The sequence below is a fragment of the Flavobacterium sp. GW821-FHT12A05 genome (genome assembly GCF_058807735.1).
Genome location: NZ_JBXAQY010000004.1, coordinates 186,005 through 206,843 on the forward strand (window position 1 = coordinate 186,005; position 20,839 = coordinate 206,843).

Genomic DNA, 20,839 nt, shown 5'->3' on the forward strand with positions numbered 1-20,839 from the left:
TTTAAAACGTGGTTAATGGCACGCAGATTGGACAGATTAAACTGATTTGATTGTTATTTCATATAGTCCTGCAATATTTCGCCCCAATTAATCGTAGAGACGCACCGCAGTGCGTCTACACAATCTAAATCTACAATCTAAATCTCCATTTAATATAAAATCAAAAGCCTCAAATTCATCTGAATTTGAGGCTTTTGATTAAAATTTAATTTTCAAATCTGAAAACTAAAAACTGAGACTGAACACTAAAAAATTAGTCGTTTTGATTTTTCATTCCGAATAAATCACCGCTTTGAAATAATTTTAAATCATCTCTTAAAGCTTGATTGTTTCTTTGTGTAACTGCTGGTGAATCTAGATCGCTTAAATCTGGTTTTCCGGCGTTAACCCAAGCAGTATACCAAAAACTTGCTGTAGCAGTAATAGCTTTTCTCATTTGACTTTCGACCATTCCGTTTAAATCCTGGTGTAGTTTTTTAGCATATTCATCAGTAAAAACAGCTGTATTGTATTTGCTTTTCAATACTTTACCATCAGCATCCATTTTAAAAACTTGATTTTCAGGAGTCGAAGTTCTAAGTTTTTTGTCGATATCTAATAACGGTTTTACTAAACTGTGTGTATCATTAATCATATCCCAGGTTGCTTTATGAACATCAGGATAATATTGCGCTTCAGGAACGTTTAGTTTATAATTTTTAGCAAATAACTCAGGAAGTCTGCTTTCCCAAAGAGAGTGAATCCCTTTTTGATCGCTTAATTGCCCGTCGTGATTTGCAGAAGTATGCAAAGGCATGTGTGCATCACCAACATAATGACCTAAGTCTGCAGCAAGAAATAAAATTTCAGCTCTGTTTTTATCTTTAAACGCTTTGGTTAACTTAGCCATCATGTCTTCAATGTACCAAGGCAAAATTCCATTATTGTTTAGGAATTTATCATCGTATTTTTTCTTTGCTTCTTCCATGGTTTTTGGCAGACTGTCAGCAGAACCAAAATTTTCCATATCAAAATAATGTCTTGGATTTTCGTCTTTATAATTTAAGGCATATTTACGAATGTCCGGTACAGAAGCTTCCTGTGTAATAAAATCGATATGATTGTAAAAGAAAACCTGAAGCGATTTAGGCAAAGCCATAACGGCTGCTTTATTAATTCGTTCGTGTCCCACAATTCCCCATGATAAGGTAAAAAAACCAATAATTAATGCGCAGAAAGCGATTAATTTTGGTCTCATTTTGAAATTTTTCATTTTGTTTTTGTATTTGAAATGCAAACTTACCTTATTTACGGATAATTTAAAAGAATACCTGTCAAGATTATCTTAATTTAATTAACAGTAGAAAAATTGGGGTTATTCTATCAATTTTACAACCACAGATTTTATATCTCCTAAGATTAGAAGTAAAATCTGTGGTATAAAAGCATTTAATTACAATTTATTGTACACAACATTAAAATAAGAACTTGTGTTATAAGTCTTTGGACTTCCGCTGACATACGATTGAAATTGTGGTGTAATCATATTCATTGAACCGCCGTCGCCGTTCCAAGCCCAGCCTAAAATGGTCCAGCCTTTGTTTTTGGCATAATCTACAATTCCGGACCAATCAGCACCTGAACCACCGCTGTTTCCGAATTCTCCAATCATGCAAGGTCTTCCAGACGAAGCCAGATCATCAATATCAGAAGTATTTACATATCTTCCTTTTGCCTGATTATAAGCGCCCGGATAAATATGTGCAGATAGAATGATTTTGGTATCGTTAATTTTTGTCTGTCCAGTAGAACAGCCTTTTACAGCACAAGCAGCCATTGCCGTTTCCTGTCCCCAACCCGGAATATCAATAATTATAGTGCCACTGTACACTTTTCTAACTTCGGTTATGGCTGCGTTGTAAGCTGCTGCAAATGCTGACGGCGTAATATTATGGCTTCCCCACTCGTTGGTAAGATTAATGATAAAATTACCTCCTAGAAAACTGTAATTATTTTTCCACCAAGTTGCGGCTGCGTTTAGCTCGGCTGTACTGTCAGAACCTAACACGGTCGATTTATGATAGGAAACTATTACGGTAAATCCGTTTGCTTTTGCTTCAGAAATCCATCTTTTGGCATTTGTTTCCTGACCCGGCTCTACTTCTATTCTAACTGTTTTAATCTTAGTATTTTGTTTCATTAAATTCCATCCCAAATCGCAATTGCCTCCATTATAATAAGAAGGCTGCAGATTTACGCCATTTCCAATATCTCCAAAACTGGAAGGCGTTTTCGAAGTTAAATTCGATTTTGAAACTGCTGTAGTTTCTGCGATTACTGTTTTTGCCGAAGAATTGTTTTGATCTGACTGAGATTGTTCACAGCTAAAAAACAATGAAACACTTAAAGCCAAAAATAAAACATTTGCTGTTTTTAAACTCTGTTTAATAAAATGTGGTTTTTTCATAAGATAGTTATTTATTGTTAATGAAGATTTTAAGGCCTTGAAAAAACTTCCTTGCAAATATTTAGTTTTAAGTAAGATAAAACCGATGCTATTTTATCAAATAATAATACGAATAATTCATTATGAACCATTTAAAATAAAATTACTTCAATAGTATTGTTAAAAATATTCAGTAATAATAATCGCGCCGCAACTCTCTTTTTGAAAAACTTGTACATTAATAAGTAAAAAAGTTCAAGGAAAAGAATGTAAATTTGGCTTTAATAATATGCTATCTTCAAAATGAACTTTACTAAATATTTACTATTTACATTTCTATTTATATCAGTTTGCAATGCACAAGATGTCGTGCTGAAAAATGTAAACGATACTATTTTAAACCCGAAAAGAACCCTGAAAACAGCTGATCCGCTTGATGCTGTAAAAACAATGCAAAAATTGTTTCCGGGTAAACTTTACAACCTTTCAGATCATAATACTTTTATAAGCTGGAATTGTAAATCGTGTAAACCTGCCGCTTTTACAGATGTAAATGGTGTCGAAGGAGATCAGTTATTTCCTTACGAACAAGGCGTTGCAACTAGACTTCTTGCTAATATTGATTATACTGATTCTAAAGGAAATCAGTATAAAATACTGGCATTTAACCATTCTGTTTATGATGAAGATGGTTTACAAACGGGTCGCTTTTCCGGAGGATTACTAGGTATCACTAAATTTGCTAAAAATGGGAATACTTGGGAAATGAGGTCTTTTCAACCCGCTGTAACTGCTTTTGGCGCATTTGCACAATGTCCTAAACCTAAACTTTTACAAATTGGAGAAGACCAGTTTGCTTTTACTTTACTGCATGTAAATGGAGGTGCCGGCGGCGCTTATGAAGGTTACTTATATCTGGTTGCCGGTTTTGATGGAAAATATCAGCCCATAATGGAGGTACCTGCTTATCAGCTGACCAATTCTGCAAGTTTAAAATGGTCAGGCTCTTATACTGTTGTTGAAGATGGAATAAAGAAACATTTTAGAGATATTATTATTAAAACGAAAGGATCATTTGATAAGGCTGGAAAAGCGGAAGATGATTTTGAAGTAAGTCCTCCGGAAGAAATTGCAGCAATGGCGAAAACTAAAAAATCATTTAATTTTGAAATTGAAAGACGTTTTTCATTTAAAGGAAAATTTTATAAAATGATTGATAAACCTATCGTGAAGTTTTCAAACATAAAATAAACTGTTTTATCCGTTGGATGTAATTAATTTAAACACATAGAAATATAGATTTAGTACTTTCAAAAAAGGCGTTTTACTTATTTAAAACAAACATAAAGTAAACTATGTGTTAGAAACTTGTTTCTTTTTTATATCCTTTTATAAACATGCAACCTATGTTTCTATGTGTTAAATTACACTAACAGATTGTTTTAATTAAAGTAAAGTATTGAGACCAAGCCTAAAGCGGCAATAAAGATCCAAAGAAAGATTCCTTGCAATAAAGGCTTCACTCCTACTGATTTTAAAGTATTTACGTTTAATGTTGCTCCAATTAAGAATAAAGTTATGGTTAATCCAATTTTGGCAATATTTACAACATAAGGAGCAAAATCAGATACCTTTGGTACATAAGAGTTTAAGAGCATAGCAAGAATAAACAAACCAATAAAATAAGGAATTTTTATTTTTTTAGACTCGCTTTTAAAAACTACAGCAGTGATAAGAGAAATTGGAATAATCCATAATGCTCTGGCTAATTTTACCGTTGTGGCAACCTGCAAAGCTTCGGCTCCGTATTTGTTTGCTGCTCCAACTACCGAACTTGTATCATGAATGGCGATGGCACACCATAAACCAAAATCTTTTTGAGATAAATCCAGCTGATGTCCAATAAACGGAAAAGCGAATAAAGCAATTGAGTTTAATATAAATATAACTCCCAATGCGATAGAAGTCTGATTTTCATTGGATTTTATAATGGGAGAAATGGCAGCAATAGCGCTTCCGCCGCAAATTGCTGTTCCGCATGATATTAAATGAGATGTTTTTCTCTCGGTTTTAAGCCATTTTCCTAAAAGGAGTCCAAAAACAAGTGTGCTGAAAATAGATAAAATGGTTAAAAGAAATCCTTCTTTTCCTGCTGAAACAGCACTTGAAGCATTCATTCCGAAACCTAAACCAACGACTGAAAACTGCAATAAAAAAGTAATGGCTTTATGATTAAACGTAACGAACGGATTTCCGAAAACATTGACAATTATAACTCCAAGTAATAAAGCAACTGGCGGTGATATGATAGAAAATAGACATAGAAAAACTATGCCGATAAAAATAGCTTGCTGTAAGAAATGACTAATTTCGAAGAGTTGCGACGATGATTGTTGTTTTGTTTTCAAAATATTCTAATAATTTAATACTGCAAAGTTCTGCCGTTTAAATTGAAATCACCAATCGTAAAATACAATCGACTATAACTTTAAGTTATAATAAAAAGACATGTTCTTAATAAACAATTCTGATAGCGGGTCTGATTTTCCTAATAGAGTTATAATATAAAAGTATCTTTCTACAGAAAGGTTTGCGATATCTAAAACAATTAATTCGTTGTTTTTCAATTCTTTATTTACCGCATGAATAGACATAAAGGCAAAACAATCTGAGTTTAACAAATATGATTTTATGCTTTCTGTACTTCCTAACTGCATTTCGATTTGTAAATCGGAAAATTTTAATCCTGCATTTTTAAGGGCAAATTCTATAACTTCAAGTGTTCCTGATCCGCGTTCTCGGGTTATGAATTTCATTGATTTTAAATCGTTTACCGAAATTTCATTTTGCTGAACAAATGGATTTTTACTATTGCAGACTAAAACCAATTCGTCTTTTAAAAACGGAATATACTTTATAGATTGATTTTTGGACTGACCTTCGACAATTCCAATTTCGATTTCTTTATTGATTAAAGCATTTTCGATTTGTTCTGTATTTCCGTTCAGCAAATTGACTTTTATGTCTTTTTCCTTTTGATGAAAACGCGCCAAAACGGGAGAAATGATATATTGAGAAATCGTTGTGCTCGCTCCCAGCCTCAATAATCCCTGACGTTCGCTGATGAAAGAACTCATTTCGAAATCTATTTCTCGATAAATTTCGAAAATTTCTTTTGTATGTTTTAGCAGAATTTCCCCAGCTGGAGTTAAAGCGATTTTAGAACCATTTCGTTCAAAAAGTTTGGTTTTATAGGTTTCCTCAAGTTCCTGAATATGTTTAGAAACCGCAGGCTGGGTAATATACAATTCGGTTGCCGCTTTAGTAAAATTAAGGCGGAGCGCAACAGTGTAGAAAACTTTTAGCCTAAAATCCATGTTATTTGTTTTTTTGTTTGCTTCGCCAATTCGGCTTTTAGCCTCGTGTCAAGTTTCAGGTTTCAGGTTTTATCAGAAAACCTTTGAACGTTTGAACCTTTGCTCCTATGAACCTTTGCAACTACCTAAAGCAACCCATTATACTTTCTCACAAACCATTCTGTTGTCAATAAAGCAGCAATTAAAATCAATAACCAAACCCAGTCGATTATTGGAGTTTTGGTTGAGACATTTTTCTCGATCGATTTGTATTCTTTGTTTTCTAAAAGTGTGTTTATCAAATCGTCAGCTTGATTTTCGAAGAAAGCTTTTCCGTTAGTTTGTAAGGCCAATTGTTTCAATTTTAAAACATCTGGGTTCACAAATTGTTTTTCGATATCGAAATCTAAAATTTCAAAATGACTTGAATAAGAAGTGTTCGAATTTAATTCTTTTACTGTAAAATTATATTTTCCGGCTGTTAATCCTTCTAAGTTTACAGAAAACGAATTATTTCCTTTTAATAAATCGTAGTTTTTAGCCTGCTTGGTTTCGGCATTTGTAACGGTAATGGTTAATCTTGCTTTTTCGTCGAACTCGTAGTTTTTATTGAAGTATTGTGCATTAATGACAATTTCTTCTCCCGAATTATAAAAACTTTCGTGTGTTACAACCAATGATTTTTTTGAAGCCGATGTTGCCAAAAACTGAATTATCTTATCTATAAATACGTCGTATTTTTCAAATGACTGATTGTCGATATGGCTTTGTAAACGCCATTTCCAGCTGTTTTCTCCTAAAAGAAAAGCAGTTCGTTTTCCTTGATTTTCGGCGAAAGCCAATAAAGGAGCATTTGTAGAGACATTTCTAATTTTTGACGAAAGTAAAACAGATACATTTCCGTTTACTGTAATTGTTCCAAATACATTTTGTAATGGCGGGAAATTTTCAAAACCAATATTGTCTATTGCAAACAAATTAAACTGCGGTTGAAATTCAGACAAATAATCTTCGATTTGGCCGCTCATTTTAAAGTTCAAGTTGTTTTGCTGCTGGTTTAGAAAATTAAAATCAGTGCTGTTTCCAGTAATGATAAATGTGTTTCTTCCTGCTGCTTTATTGTTTTCAAAAATTGATTTAAAAGCTGTATTTGGCTGGTATAAAACCAAAACCGAAGCTTCTTGTAACTGACTAATATCATTTGGTTTAACCAAAATTACTTTACGCTGTGCATTAACTTCTATTGCACGTTTTAAAGCAGCGATATCCGGATGATTAATTGAAGAAACAATAGCAATAGTCGATTTTTGATCGATTATTTCTACGGCAAAATTCTTGATATTATTGTAACTGTTTTTTTCTTTTGCTCCTGAAGTAATAGTTGCTTTAAAAATTTGTAATCCTACTTTATCCGCAGGCAAAAGCAAATTTAAAGTGGCCGTTTTTTTAGAAGCCGAAAAGGAAACTTTCTCTTTTGCTACAACTGAATTTCCCTGCGAAATTGTAAAATCGGCTGATGTTGGTTTATCTCCTGCGTATTGCAGAAAAACTTCAACAGGAAATTTATTTTTATGAAAAGCGTATTTGTTTACGTTTAATTGATTGATTTTAAAATCAAGGAAAGTGGTTGTATCTCCCACAACCAAAGGATAAACTTTATTGACAGGATCAAATCGATATACATAATCGTTTCCTGTAGTCTGATTTCCGTCGGTAATAATAACCGTTGGGAAAGTCAGGTTTTTATTGATGCTTTTTAGGTTTTTAGCAACTTCGTCTAAATTGGTTTGTTTTCCTTTGAAATCAAATTTATCTGAAGTTTTAAAATCGGCATCAAACTGATAAGACTGAATTTCAAATTTTTCTTTTAAAGCCGGATTTGAAACTAGTTTTTGATATAACTCAACGGTTTTCTTATCAGATTTTAAAGCCGTAATCGAACTCGAATTATCGACTGCAATTGCCAAAGGCGTTTTGGTAATTTCGAGCGAACTTTTAGAAATTATTGGATTTATAAGTAAAACCAATAACCCAAAGATGGCCAGAAAACGTAAAAAAGCCAAAAACCAAATCAGATTTGATTTGTTTTTGGCTTTATAAAAATATTGAAAGTACGACAAACCACCCGCTATTACTAAAGAAAGCAATAATAATAAAATCGTGTTTGTAGTCATAATTTTTTAGTATTCAGTGTCAGTTTACAGTAATCAGATAAAAAAGTCAATTAATTATGACTATAGTGTTCAGCTTTTATTCTAGACTCAGATAAAAACTGATTACTAAAACCTTTGAACCCTTGTAACTTAGTCCCGATAGCTATCGGGATCAGTACCTTAGGTTAACATTCCTCCACAAACATTAAGAACTTGTCCTGTAATATAAGCGCTCATGTCTGAAGCTAAGAAAAGACAAGCATTCGCTACGTCTTCGGTAGTTCCGCCGCGTTTCAACGGAATTCCTTCTCTCCATCCTTTTACTACATCTTCAGATAATTTTGCAGTCATTTCAGTTTCGATGAAACCTGGCGCGATTGCGTTGCAACGAATATTACGAGATCCTAATTCTAAAGCTACAGATTTTGTAAATCCAATTGCTCCTGCTTTTGAAGCGGCATAGTTAGTCTGACCTGCATTTCCAGAAACTCCAACTACAGAACTAATATTGATTATTGAACCTGCACGCTGCTTTAAGAAAGTTTTTTGAATTGCTTTTGTCATATTAAAAACAGATTTCAAGTTAACATCGATAACCTGATCGAAATCTGCTTCAGACATACGCATAAGTAAATTGTCTTTTGTAATTCCGGCATTGTTGATTAAAATATCTACAGTTCCAAAATCAGCTAAAACAGCATCAACAAAAGTTTGTGCTTCGTTAAAATCGGCTGCATTAGATTGGTATCCTTTAGCTTTAACTCCTAAACTATTTAATTCTGCTTCTAAAGCTTCTGCAGAAGCTGCAGATGAGCTGTATGTAAAAGCTACGTTTGCTCCATGTTTAGCAAAAACTTCAGCAATTCCTTTTCCAATTCCGCGGCTTGCACCGGTAATAATTGCAACTTTTCCTTCTAGTAATTTCATATTAAGGTATTCGTTTTTATTTTTCGAAATACAAATATAGATTATTTGGGCGTTTAATAAAATTTGTAATATAAAAAATGGTCTGGAATCTTACTTTTTATAACAAAAAAAGCAACTCAAAAAGATGAGCTGCTTCCTTTAAAATAAAAATTAAAACTAAAATTATTACAAGTGATTTTGTTTCGTTACAAAAAAGAAAAAAACTAATACAACACCCACAAACAACATTCTATAAATTGATGATTGAAACTTATTTGTATCATTTACTTTATCCTCTTTTCTTTGTTTTATTAGGTTAGCTATCATTAGCGGAATAAATATTGGAAGTGACAGATACAAATAATACCTTGTATAATCAGGATACAATAATGACATCGCTACATATAATGGCCCCCATAAAAAGATAATGAAATTCGTTGGTGTAATAAGTTTTTTCATTTTTTGTTTCTTTTAGTTAAAAAAAAGCAACTCAAAAAATGAGCTGCTTTTTTATATTAATTATTACAATTGGTAAGATGTCATTCTAAAACTGCTTGAAGCACTTGTAAGCGTCCAAATAACGTTACTGAACGTAATTCTAAAACTTTCTTTTTTAATATATAATCCTTTTGGATTTGTTAATTCATTGTCTATATCTTTTAAGAAAGCGTATGCTGCCGGTGCTACAGTCCAACCTGCATCTTTTAAGATAATAGTTTTATTTGCAGCATCTTCAACAGTTGTAACTAAGTGGCTGATAGCCGCTTTTCCTCCATTAAATTGATATTGAATGAAAGTTTGATTAGATGCGTTGTTAAATACTAATTGTACTCTGGCAATAGATTGAGCTGCAGGTAATGTAGCATTTACTTTATTAATTAAAAATCTAAAATAGTCTGAAGTAGATGGAGCTGTATATAAGTTAGCCGCGATATATGCTACAACCATTTGAGGATTTCCTTTTCCGTTTAATAAAATCTTATAATCATCTGTTACAATTGGCGGTGCATTTGTATATTTAACTGTTGCACTCACTCCATTTGTTCCAGTAGCCACAAAAGTATTATTGGTACCATTGTAGACAAAATTTGAAAGCTTTTGACCTTTAACATCTAATGGAAGTTTTGAAAAAGCTCCTGTAGGATTAAATGAAAAAGCAAGATCGTAACTAACATTAACACCTGGTTCTATAGAATATCCTGTACCAAAACGAGCATCTGTATTATAATCGAAATCGTAGCTCTTTGTTGTTGTTCCGTCATTAATTTCTAATAATCTAAACAGCGGACTAAACATATCACCCGTAATGTTGTTTATCATTGGTGTGTTTTTTGGCAAATCTGCCCAGTCTTTTGGCGTCGCTTTTACAAAACGCAGAAAATGTCCGTTTCTATTGGTTCTAAAAATGATATCTCCATTTTTTTGCCCGTAGTAATAAAACTGAAAATCTCCTAAATATCCTTTTGCAAGAAGTCCTGCTGTAGGATAATCTGCGGCGTTAGACAAAAGGTGAATTCTGTTTTCTGTTGTAAAAACCAAACTCACTGTACTTCCTACCTGAATATCATACTGACTTTGATAGATTCCTGTGTCGCTGTCAAAATCTGATGCCATATCCACTTTTCCTGCTGGAAGGAATTTGAATAAATGTGTCCATCCTCCTAACTGTGTACTATCTGTGTAGTAAACAGCTTTCCATCCATCTGCTGATGAAAGAAGTACATCGTTTAGTTCTTTTTGACGACTGCTTAGTCTTTCAGTCGCATTTTGATCAAAATTTGAGTCCACCTCAGGGCTTGAACATGACCCCAACAGCAAGGCTGCGAAAGAGATCATTAAGCACTTATATATATATTTTGCTTTCATAATATTGATTTTTATAAAAATTTAATGTCTTAGTTATTTATTACAGCATCTGTATTTTTCTGAGCTTCATCTCTTAAAGCATAGAAATCTACGTTATAAGCATCTTTATAATATTTAACAACAATTGCCTCTTTTGCTTTAATATTAGCTTTAGCTGTTGCATCTGTAACACCAGCTAATATTGCATCATATTCTGCTTTTGAACTTGTTAAAATTGTAGCTGCAGTTTCGGCAAAATCCTCATAAATGTTTAATCTCGCATAACTTGTTACAAACCCTAATGATCTTGAAGTAGCAATTGGTTCATTATACCATGTTGAAGTATATCCTGATGGTGTAAGTTTCGCCCAAGCCTGCTCGTCAAAAGGTCTAGTCTGGTTTAAAATATGTACATATTCGTGCTGAATAGTATGAATAAACTGTGTTACACTTGCTCTGCTTTTTTTGTTTAGGTTATCAATTTGAAAAAGAGAAACTCTCTGACCTGCTTCTGCAAGACCTAATGTAACTGTACCGTTTGTATTTAAGTTTACACCTCCAACAAGTACAAATTCTCTTGGAGCCACTTTTTTAACAAAATTTACTCCTCCAATAGTCGTATAACTATCGATCCAGATTTTCTTAACTACTTCCATTGCCGGCTGTACTTTTGATACTAAAGGTGGATATAGATATTTATTAAAGTCTACTAAATTTTGGTTCCATTCGTAGTATACAGCAATATTATATGGATCTAAGAAATTAGTCCCAATCCATTTATCTAAATCTGTTTTTACCGGTACTGAAAAATCTAATTGACTTTCTTTTGGCTGATCCTCCTGAGCACAAGATGCAAGAAGTAAAACTCCAGCAATTACAGCTGTTTTATATGTTTTGAATATTTTCATAATACTTTCTAATTAAAAATTTATCTAGGATTTTTTTCAATACCGTTGTCTGAAGCTCTAAGCGGAATTTGTAACGCTCTTCTTTTATCGTCTTTCACTAAAACGTTAGCTCTAGTTACTTTACCAAATTGAAGTGTATTATGCGTTACAACAAGGTTAAAACGCTTAACATCAAACCATCTAGTACCTTCACGAAGAAAATCTTTTCTTCTTGCTTCGGCAATTGCTTTAATATAAGAAGCCTGAACTGGAGTTAATGTATAGAACGGAGTATATTCATTTGGAATTACAGGGTATTTTGTTGTTACCACTGTTTCATTTAATAAATCTGTTGCAGGATTGTATCCAGTAGTTCTTGTTCCTAAAAAGTACCCTAACTCAGTATTCGCTTCTGCCATTCTGTTTTTCATTACTAATGCTTCGATACGATTCAAATACAATTCATCATTACTAAATAATACAGTCGCTGTATAAGGAATACCTGTACCTGATGTTAAGTTCGTAAATTTAAAATACTCATAAAGCTTAGGTGTAAAAACATTTGTACCTCCAAAATACTGGCCATTCGCTCTAATTAAATTAGCTTTACCCCACATGTTTGTCTGAGTTCCTAATAATTCATCTGATTTATTTCCAGGAAGACTGAATCTGTAAGTTGCAACTCTGTTTGCAATTGAATTTGGATAGCTGATCAATAAATTAGTTTCTTGTTCTGCTCTAGAATATTCAATAGCCATTGAAGCAAAAGGTACAGCGTTAAAAGCAGTCCAGTTTCTAATTTTTGTTGGTTTAGAACCAAGTGACTCAGAAAATTGAAGCACTTTATCCCAATCTCCTTTTATTAAATAAAAACGAGCCGCAAAAGCTTTAGAAGCATCAATGTTAAAGTGAAACTTAGGCTCTTTATATTCATTTGTAACATATTTTAAACCTTCGTTGATATCCTGCTCAATTAAATCAAATACTTCTTTAACCGGAATACGTTTGTATTTCGCTAACAATTCTGTTTCTGGTTTTGTGATATAAGGTATACCTAAATCTGTAGCTGCAGTTGCAGGGTTATAACGGTTTGACCATAACTGAACCAGCATAAAATGATTGTAAGCTCTTGCCATTAATGCTTCTCCTTTTTGCGGATTTAAAGACGCCGGAGAACCTAATTTCTCAATAGCTTCTAAAGCTTGGTTTGCTGCAGCAATTGCTTCGTATGATGCTGACCAGAATTGGCTTTCACTATCATTTCCAATCTGCGTCTGCATTTCCCAGTTAAAGCTTTCCTCATTAATAATACTTGTAACAACTTGTGATTCAGTATCAAAAACGTTATCTGACATTACCTCTGCAATTGGAAGATAAGATCTGTTTGGATAAGCCGTAACCAGTAATTCTGATACTTTTTCAGGCGTATCTATTTGTGTTCTGTTATCTGGTATTTCTGAAAGAAAATCATCACAGCTGCTAAGTCCAATCATTAATAATAATGACAGTGTTATTTTTATATTTTTCATAATCAATTTTATTGTTAAAATGAAAGATTTATTGCAAATGTATATTGTGCCGTAATAGGGAAAGCTACCCCTCCTGTGTTACGGAATTCAGGATCTTGTCCGTTTAATTTTTTATCAGAATAAATCAACCATGGGTTAACTGCTGATCCTTTTAAATTGAAAGTACCTAATCCTAATTTTTTCTTGAAATCATTTGGAAACTCCCATGCAAGAGAGATGTTTTTCAATCTTACGAAATCACCGCTTGCAATTCTAACATCAGAAAAATTATAAGTGTTATATGCAATTTGTAAATCGTTAGCACCGTAATTTCTGTTCAATAATTTATCTGCAATAACTGGAACATTTGTGTAATTTTCGTCACCAGGATTAATCCATCTGTTAGCAAAATCTTTTGTGAAAACTGTTTGATCAGTATAAGTATTACTGTACACTGGGTTTAATCTTACTTTGTTTCCTCCAGATCCTACGATAAATACATATAATGTTACGTTTTTGTAAGTAAATGTATTAGCTAAACCAATTGATTTATTAGGCTCTACAGATCCTTCGTATTTCAAATAATTTGTTACATTATTAGTATCTTGGAAGTTAGCATCTGTAATATTGCTTTCAGCACCATCTTGTAATTTAAAAGTTGGTAAACCTTGATTGTTTAACCCTGTAAATTGGTAAGAGTATAAAGAGTTTCTAGGATGTCCTACTGTGTTACCACCATTTGTAGCAATTAAATCAAATACAGCTGGTTTGTTAGCTAATTTTGTAATTTTTTGATCATACACAGAAAAGTTTAATGTAGTAGACCATTTAAAATCTTGAGAAGCAATGTTTTGAGTCGTAATACCTACCTCAAGACCTTTTGTTTCCATATCTGCATTGTTTCCTTGCTTAACCTCTTGTCCACCTACTCCTGATGTAATTACGTAATCTATCAAATCAAATGCTTTACGACGGTAAACATCTGTAGTAAGCTGTACTCTGTTTCTGAACAATCCTAAGTCTAAACCAATATTTGTTTCATATTGTTTTTCCCAAGTTAAATCTTTGTTTTGTAAATCTTCAATACGGATTGCATTTTCTCTATCACCAGTGTTGAAACGGTCTGTGATGTAACTTTTGTAAATAGCCAATGAGTTTGTAGCTGGTCCAGCAGTAGCTGTTAAACCATAAGAAGCTCTAAGCGCTAAAGTATTTACAGATTCTACATCTTTCATAAAACTTTCTTCTTTAACATTCCATTTACCACTCACTGTGTAAGTAGGTAACCATCTAGAAGAACCACTATCTCCTTGTCTGTTAGATCCGTCATAACGTCCTGTGAAAGAAGCTGTATAACGACGATCGTATGTATATCCTACTTTACCGAAGAAACCAACTGTACGCTCTCTTTCTGCTCCAAAGTCATAATAAGAGTTTCCATCATTGATTAATTTTTCAATTAACTTAGGATCAGTAAAAGCGCTAAGACCTTTTCCAAATTGAATACCAGCAGCAGTAAAGTTGTCGTTATTTCTGTCTACAGATCTAAACTCTGTTCCAAAGAATCCTTCAACTTCATGTTTGTCATTAAATGTATTTCTGTAAGTAATACTATTTCTAACATTATATGAAGTCATATCGTTAGTGTATTTTCTTAAGAATCCTCCATTTGGTAATACCGAAATTTTTGGTGCTGTTAAATCGTTTGGATTTTGATATAAAAATACGTTATCTTTTTGAATTTGAGTATTTAAGTTTTCTCCAACACCTGCATTGTAAGCTCCAACAACGTTAGAATCTTCGTAAATTTTGTGCTCTCTTGATGTATTAGCATAACGAGCAGAACCTGTAAAATTATACGTTAAGTTCTTGTTGATTTTATAATCTAAATCACCTTGAAAACGAACGTCTTGTACTTTAATTCCAAGCGTATTATTTTTCAATTCATTAAGAATGTTCATTGGAGCCCAGTTATTTTGATAGTACTCTAAATTACCTTTCTCATCATAAGGTCTCAATGTTCTACTTGTACTTAATACATAGTTGAATGGGTTGATATCAAAATCTCTGGTAATTTTACCAAATACTACGTCATTTTTACTTTCGTAAGTACCAGGAGCTTCCTGATCACGAATAGATCCTAATGTAGATAATGTAATTGTTAATCTGTCGTTGATAAAGAATGTACCTTTAATGTTTGATGACAATTGTTTTACGTTATCAGCCAAAGTCCATCCCGGATCTGTATAGTATCCTAACGAAGCGTAGAATGTATTGTTTTTTCCACCACCAGAAAAACTTAATGAGTGATTTTGAGTAATAGACGGTCTAAATAAAACTTTGAACCAGTCTGTATTTCCTAACTCATATTTTTTCAAGAATTCATTAACATAAGGCTGCTCATTTTTAACACCATATAAACCATTTGACTCTTGGAAAAGGTTAATTTGTTTTGCCAAAATACCATAAACACCGCTAAATCTAGCTGTTAAAGATGAACTTTGATCTAAGTATCCTTTTGTTCTCATTTCCTGAAAAACACTCATAGATTCCTGAGAATTTAAGATATCATATTGTGTATAGCTAGGAACTGTTCTTACTGTATTCTCTACAGAATAATTAACTTTTAATGGAGAATCTCTACGACCTTGTTTAGTTGTAACAACTACAACTCCATTTAACGATCTTGAACCGTAAATAGATGTAGCCGATGCATCTTTAAGAATTTCAATACTTTGAATATCATTAGCATTTAAACCTGCAACAGCAGAACTTAATAATGTAGCTGAGTTTCCAGAAGCTAAATCTGCAAATGAAACGTTGATGATATCTTCCTGAACGATACCGTCAATAACCCATAATGGTTTTGTATCTCCAAAGATTGAAGAAGATCCACGAACTGTAATTTTAGGAGTAGCACCAAAAGACCCTGTAACGTTTTGTACTGTAACCCCTGCCGCTTTACCTTCAATCATACGGCTTACGTCAACCACACCATCAACTTTTAGCTCTGCTCCAGAAATTTTACTGATCGCACCTGTAAAGGTTCTTTTTGATGTTTTTTCGTAACCTGTAGTAACGACAACTTCTTTTAAGTTTTGTCCTAGTTCACTAAGAACAATTGTTGGAGTAACATTAGAGATTCCAATTTCTTTCGTTTCCATACCTACGTAAGAAATTACAAGTCTGTCTGAGTTTGCAGGCATTTCGATAGAGAAATTTCCATCAAAATCTGTTAAAACTGCCACTTTTGTTCCTTTAGCTAAAATAGTAGCACCAGGAAGCGGGCTTCCGCTCTGGTCTGTTACTTTACCTTTAATGATTGGTCCTGCAGTTAATACTTCAAAAAGTGTATCGTGATTATCTGCGCTTGCAAAAGGATCTCCTGCTGCAGTTTTTTGCAAAATAATTTGATTACTTACTTCCGAAAATGTAATATTAAACGGTACCAAAATTCGGCTTAAAATGCTAGAAAGCGTTTCCTGATTTGCTTCTATAGTTACTTTACGACTTAGTTGAGGAAGTCTTGAATTATAAGAAAATTTTACATGAGCCGACTTTTCAATTTTCGACAAAGCACTATCCAGAGTCAAGTTTTCAACTAGAATAGTAACTTTTGTATCTAATTTTTTTTGCCCATTTACATTATTTGCCACAGCGAAGCTTGAAAACACAAGTGCTAAGACAAACTGAAATAGTGTTATTTTCATGATTCTATGGAGTAATCGTTGTTTAACAACTGGTTTTTTCATAATTTTGAATTGTTTTGATTAATACTGATTCGAGTGTATTTTAAGAAACATTAGAATTACTTTTTACAGAAAGCAATTCCATTTTATAAGTGTCGATAATGTTACAGCATTTCGGCACTTTTTTTTGCATTGTACTTTTTTACATAGGCATAGTTTATTTCTGGTTGAGTTTAGTTTTTGGTTAATATTTTAATAAAAAATAATAGAAATCAGCTTCATTTTCTTTTATGAAAATAAGATTATACTTTAAAAAAGGAGTTATTAAAAAATAGAGATGTGCAATTACAGTTACACAAAAAAATTAATTACAGCCTTCTGAAGTGATAATAATTTGGTTTCCGTTCATTTCGAAACTAGTGTTACCGCCAATGCTTTTACAGACTATTTTTAATTTCTCTGTTAGAGGCTGATCACTTAATGATGTTGTTAAATGACAATCACTTAATTTATTTTTTGGATAATCAATATCTACAAGATAAGCCTGTTCGATAGTTTCTAAAATCTGTGATACTGGTATATCGTTAAATTCAAAACTTAGCTGTTCAATATTTCCAACACTTTGAACTAATACAGGATCTTGTGTAATATTTGTGATTTTATTGAATTTCATATCATTCCGTAAAAATCGTAATGCTTGATTGGGCAGTAATACGATTTCTTCATCATTCGATTTAGAACTCAATTCGTTTGATTTCACCTTAACTTTACCGGTACGTACAAGGATTTCTACATCTGGCTGATCAGAATAAGCTTTAACTCTAAAACTAGTCCCAACAACTTTTGTAACGATCTCGTTCGCGTAAACGAAAAAAGGCTTTTTAGGATTTTTACTAATTTCAAAGAAACCTTCGCCGGATAAATACACCTTTCTTTCGTTTCCGGTAAAGATTTTAGGGTAACTCAATTTACTATCAGGCTGTAATAAAACAGAACTGCCGTCTGATAGTGTAATAATTTGCGGTTTATTAGAATTATTGGTTTGTTCAACTAGTCCTTCGCTGTTTTTATCAATAAGTTCTTTGTAGGTTACAATGTTATTCTCGGTTTTAGAATAACTATTGTAATACCAGCTTGCTGCCAAACCAATAACTAATGTGGCTGCAATCGCTGTTAAGAATCTTTTTCTAAATACGTTTAGATTTAGACCTTGAACGGTTTTTTTGTTTTCTTTTTCACGGATTTTTAACCATGTACTTTGTAACGCTCTGTGAATATCAGATTTGGTTAATTCGGTATCAGGAACTTTCATTGCAAGAAGCATTAATCTTGCATCTTCAACTAATTTTGCACGCTGACGGCTTTCTAAAGTCCATTCTTCCCAACCATCTTGATCAACATTAGTCAGTATCCAGGACTGGAATGATTCATCAGATAAAAAATCTTCTATTTCGGTATATTTATTACGTTTTTGCATCTAAAAATAAGGTTACAAAAACATAGAGGACACTTTTCTTATTATATACTCACCAAATTATGATTTTTTTTAAACTTTTTTAACTTTTTTTAAAGAGAGCTTGAAAATACTAAGGTAATTAAGGATAAAGCACCCTTCCATTCTTTGCGCAGGGTAAGTAAACCGCGATGTAACAAGTTACTGGCCGACTGATAATTAACATCTAACATTTCTGCAATTTGTTCTACAGAAAGTGCCTGATGATAACGTAAATACAACGCTTCTTTTTGTCTGGCCGGTAATTCGTTTAATAATTTGTTAAGATGAGTAACTTTTTCTTTTGTAGCATAATCATCATCTAAAAGATCGTTTTCTACAGAAAACTCCAAAAGAAAGGCAATATCATCTGTACTAGCCGTTTTTCTAAAAATATGGTCGCGTTCATACAAGCGCGCAATTCTTTTTCTTACACTAGACAATAGATATGCTTTTACAACAACTGCACTCTGCAAAGAGCTGCGATAAACCCAAACATCAGTAAAGACATCCTGTACACAATCCTGCACTTTTTCGGCAAAAGGAGAAAGCGAGTTTCCATAACTGACTAGATCGCTGTAATGACGTTCAAATAAAAGCGAAAATGATTTCTCATCGCCTAATATTAAATCATTCCAAAGCGTATTGTCGTCAACTAAATTGGCTTGTAAAATTCGGGTCTTCATAATTGCGGGTTATTGCTCTAAAAATAGCAGCATTTCTTAATATAAAGAATACACTATTTTAACATTATCATTTGGTTTTGTTCGATAAATATATAAAAGCAAATATTTAAAACCAATTATTTTACACAAAAGTGATACTATCCTAATAACACAAATTGTCTGTTTCTTTTGATACGACTGGGTTCTTAATGAAATGTTAAAATTATTTTGAATTAGAATATATTCTAAAATTATAGGATTTTACACAATTAATTTTGTTTTTACTTTTTAATAATGGCAGTAACAAAAGGTACTTTATTTGCTTTAATTCTATAAAACTACTTGATGAAAGAATTAAATTTAGGGCGCTGATAAAGCAGTAAAAATAAACATTCATAGCCCTAAATTCACAAAAAAAGCCTTACTAATTCTAGCAAGGCTTTTGATTTATTTTTATTGAAAAATTGCTTTTAGAAAGCTACATTCCATCTTGGTAATTTCGCATTTTCATCTAAAAAGTTTTGCAAAACTTGTCCTTCAACTGCAGTTGGAATTGCTTTTACATCTGCATTAAAAGTTTCGTACCAAACTACTTCAAGAACAGAAATATTCTCTAGTTTCATTTGTGCCGGCCAAGAATATTTTCTTCCTGTTTTTGCAAATTGATGTCCGTTTACGATTTTATCATACAAACCGCCGTTTTTACTTTTAAGAGTTCCATCATTTTGAACTGTTCCTGTAGAACCCACCATGATTAATTCTTTTGCATCTCCGTCAATTTCATAAACTACAAAAATTCCAGCGCTTCCTTCCGGAGCGTTACAAACTTCTTCTAAACTATCATTTACACTAAAAGTAAAACTATTACTTGCTTTAAACTTTTCTAATTCTTTGTACATATTTCTTTTTTTTAGCCTCTAAGATACTGAGGTTCTAAGATGCTAAGTTTTTTCGTTTTATACCTCAGTATTTTAAAATGTAAAAAAGTCTCAACAAAATATTGAGACTTTTTTGGAAATTTTTATTTCAAAAATTGGAGATTATCCAATTACTTCTTTTACTTTTTTACCAATTTCAGCTGGTGAATCAACAACGTGAATTCCGTTGTCTCTCATAATTTGTTTTTTAGCAGCAGCTGTATCATCAGAACCACCAACAATAGCACCTGCGTGACCCATTGTTCTACCAGCAGGAGCAGTTTCTCCAGCGATAAAACCAATAACTGGTTTACGGTTACCATCAGCTTTTACCCATCTTGCAGCATCAGCTTCAAGTTGACCACCAATTTCACCAATCATAATGATTACTTCAGTTTCTGGATCGTTCATTAACAATTCAACAGCTTCTTTAGTTGTAGTTCCAATAATTGGATCTCCACCAATACCAATAGCTGTAGTAATTCCTAAACCTTGTTTTACAACTTGGTCAGCAGCTTCGTAAGTTAAAGTTCCAGATTTAGAAACGATACCAACAGTTCCTTTTTTGAAAACGAAACCTGGCATAATTCCAACTTTAGCTTCTCCCGGAGTAATAACACCTGGACAGTTTGGTCCAATTAATCTAGAATTTCTTTCTTTAACATAATTATTTGCTTTAATCATATCTGCTACAGGAATTCCTTCTGTAATAGCAATAATTACTTTAATTCCGGCATCAGCAGCTTCCATAATTGCATCAGCAGCAAAAGCTGGCGGAACAAAAATGATAGAAGTATCAGCTCCAGCTTGATCTACAGCGTCTTTTACTGTATTAAAAACCGGGCGGTCTAAATGGCTAGTCCCTCCTTTTCCTGGAGTAACACCACCAACAACATTAGTACCGTACTCAATCATTTGAGAAGCGTGGAAAGTACCTTCGCTTCCTGTAAATCCCTGAACAATTATTTTGGAATCTTTATTAACTAAAACACTCAT

At 32.9% G+C, this 20,839-nt stretch carries 16 protein-coding genes; 1 reads left to right on the forward strand and 15 read right to left on the reverse strand.

The window, feature by feature from the left end:
* Positions 1-253 precede the first annotated feature (253 nt).
* Both AC1RRQ_RS10490 and AC1RRQ_RS10495 read right to left on the reverse strand, forming a co-directional pair.
* Positions 254-1,252 (reverse strand): zinc dependent phospholipase C family protein, encoded by a 999-nt coding sequence (locus AC1RRQ_RS10490; protein ID WP_493022974.1) that lies wholly within the window; start codon positions 1,250-1,252, stop codon positions 254-256.
* A 180-nt stretch (positions 1,253-1,432) separates the two neighbouring features.
* Positions 1,433-2,446: a glycoside hydrolase family protein gene (locus AC1RRQ_RS10495; RefSeq protein WP_493022975.1), complete on the reverse strand. Its 1,014-nt coding sequence runs from the start codon at positions 2,444-2,446 to the stop codon at positions 1,433-1,435.
* A 282-nt stretch (positions 2,447-2,728) separates the two neighbouring features.
* Between AC1RRQ_RS10495 and AC1RRQ_RS10500 the strand changes: the two genes are divergently transcribed.
* Complete coding sequence (locus AC1RRQ_RS10500) at positions 2,729-3,676, forward strand: hypothetical protein (protein WP_493022976.1); 948 nt, start codon at positions 2,729-2,731, stop codon at positions 3,674-3,676.
* Between the two features lie 191 nt (positions 3,677-3,867).
* On the opposite strand, the gene AC1RRQ_RS10505 is transcribed toward AC1RRQ_RS10500, so the two are convergent.
* From AC1RRQ_RS10505 to sucD, 13 genes are all read right to left on the reverse strand, one after another.
* Positions 3,868-4,833: a YeiH family protein gene (locus tag AC1RRQ_RS10505; RefSeq protein ID WP_493022977.1), complete on the reverse strand. Its 966-nt coding sequence runs from the start codon at positions 4,831-4,833 to the stop codon at positions 3,868-3,870.
* A gap of 72 nt (positions 4,834-4,905) precedes the next feature.
* Positions 4,906-5,802 (reverse strand): LysR family transcriptional regulator, encoded by an 897-nt coding sequence (locus AC1RRQ_RS10510; RefSeq protein ID WP_493022978.1) that lies wholly within the window; start codon positions 5,800-5,802, stop codon positions 4,906-4,908.
* A 125-nt stretch (positions 5,803-5,927) separates the two neighbouring features.
* A complete protein-coding gene (locus AC1RRQ_RS10515; RefSeq protein WP_493022980.1) occupies positions 5,928-7,955 on the reverse strand; it encodes a hypothetical protein in 2,028 nt (675 codons plus the stop codon).
* 159 nt (positions 7,956-8,114) lie between these two features.
* Positions 8,115-8,861, reverse strand: coding sequence for a 3-oxoacyl-[acyl-carrier-protein] reductase (gene fabG / locus AC1RRQ_RS10520; protein ID WP_071637930.1), 747 nt, complete (start codon positions 8,859-8,861; stop codon positions 8,115-8,117).
* A gap of 165 nt (positions 8,862-9,026) precedes the next feature.
* Positions 9,027-9,299, reverse strand: a complete 273-nt coding sequence (locus AC1RRQ_RS10525; RefSeq protein ID WP_493022981.1) for a hypothetical protein — start codon at positions 9,297-9,299, stop codon at positions 9,027-9,029.
* 63 nt (positions 9,300-9,362) lie between these two features.
* Positions 9,363-10,706 carry a DUF4302 domain-containing protein gene (locus AC1RRQ_RS10530; protein ID WP_493022982.1) on the reverse strand — a complete coding sequence of 448 codons (1,344 nt, stop codon included), beginning with the start codon at positions 10,704-10,706 and terminating at the stop codon, positions 9,363-9,365.
* Between the two features lie 29 nt (positions 10,707-10,735).
* A complete protein-coding gene (locus AC1RRQ_RS10535; protein ID WP_493022983.1) occupies positions 10,736-11,593 on the reverse strand; it encodes a zinc-binding metallopeptidase in 858 nt (285 codons plus the stop codon).
* A gap of 20 nt (positions 11,594-11,613) precedes the next feature.
* Positions 11,614-13,101 carry a RagB/SusD family nutrient uptake outer membrane protein gene (locus tag AC1RRQ_RS10540; RefSeq protein ID WP_493022984.1) on the reverse strand — a complete coding sequence of 496 codons (1,488 nt, stop codon included), beginning with the start codon at positions 13,099-13,101 and terminating at the stop codon, positions 11,614-11,616.
* Positions 13,102-13,115: 14 nt separating this feature from the next.
* Positions 13,116-16,832 carry a SusC/RagA family TonB-linked outer membrane protein gene (locus tag AC1RRQ_RS10545; protein ID WP_493022985.1) on the reverse strand — a complete coding sequence of 1,239 codons (3,717 nt, stop codon included), beginning with the start codon at positions 16,830-16,832 and terminating at the stop codon, positions 13,116-13,118.
* Between the two features lie 301 nt (positions 16,833-17,133).
* The gene (locus AC1RRQ_RS10550) at positions 17,134-18,246 is read right to left on the reverse strand and encodes a FecR family protein (RefSeq protein WP_493022986.1); all 1,113 of its coding nucleotides are present in this window, start codon (positions 18,244-18,246) and stop codon (positions 17,134-17,136) included.
* An 89-nt stretch (positions 18,247-18,335) separates the two neighbouring features.
* Positions 18,336-18,947: an RNA polymerase sigma factor gene (locus AC1RRQ_RS10555; RefSeq protein ID WP_493022987.1), complete on the reverse strand. Its 612-nt coding sequence runs from the start codon at positions 18,945-18,947 to the stop codon at positions 18,336-18,338.
* Between the two features lie 449 nt (positions 18,948-19,396).
* Positions 19,397-19,825 (reverse strand): hypothetical protein, encoded by a 429-nt coding sequence (locus tag AC1RRQ_RS10560; RefSeq protein WP_493022988.1) that lies wholly within the window; start codon positions 19,823-19,825, stop codon positions 19,397-19,399.
* A gap of 141 nt (positions 19,826-19,966) precedes the next feature.
* Positions 19,967-20,839, reverse strand: coding sequence for a succinate--CoA ligase subunit alpha (gene sucD, locus AC1RRQ_RS10565; RefSeq protein WP_493022989.1), 873 nt, complete (start codon positions 20,837-20,839; stop codon positions 19,967-19,969).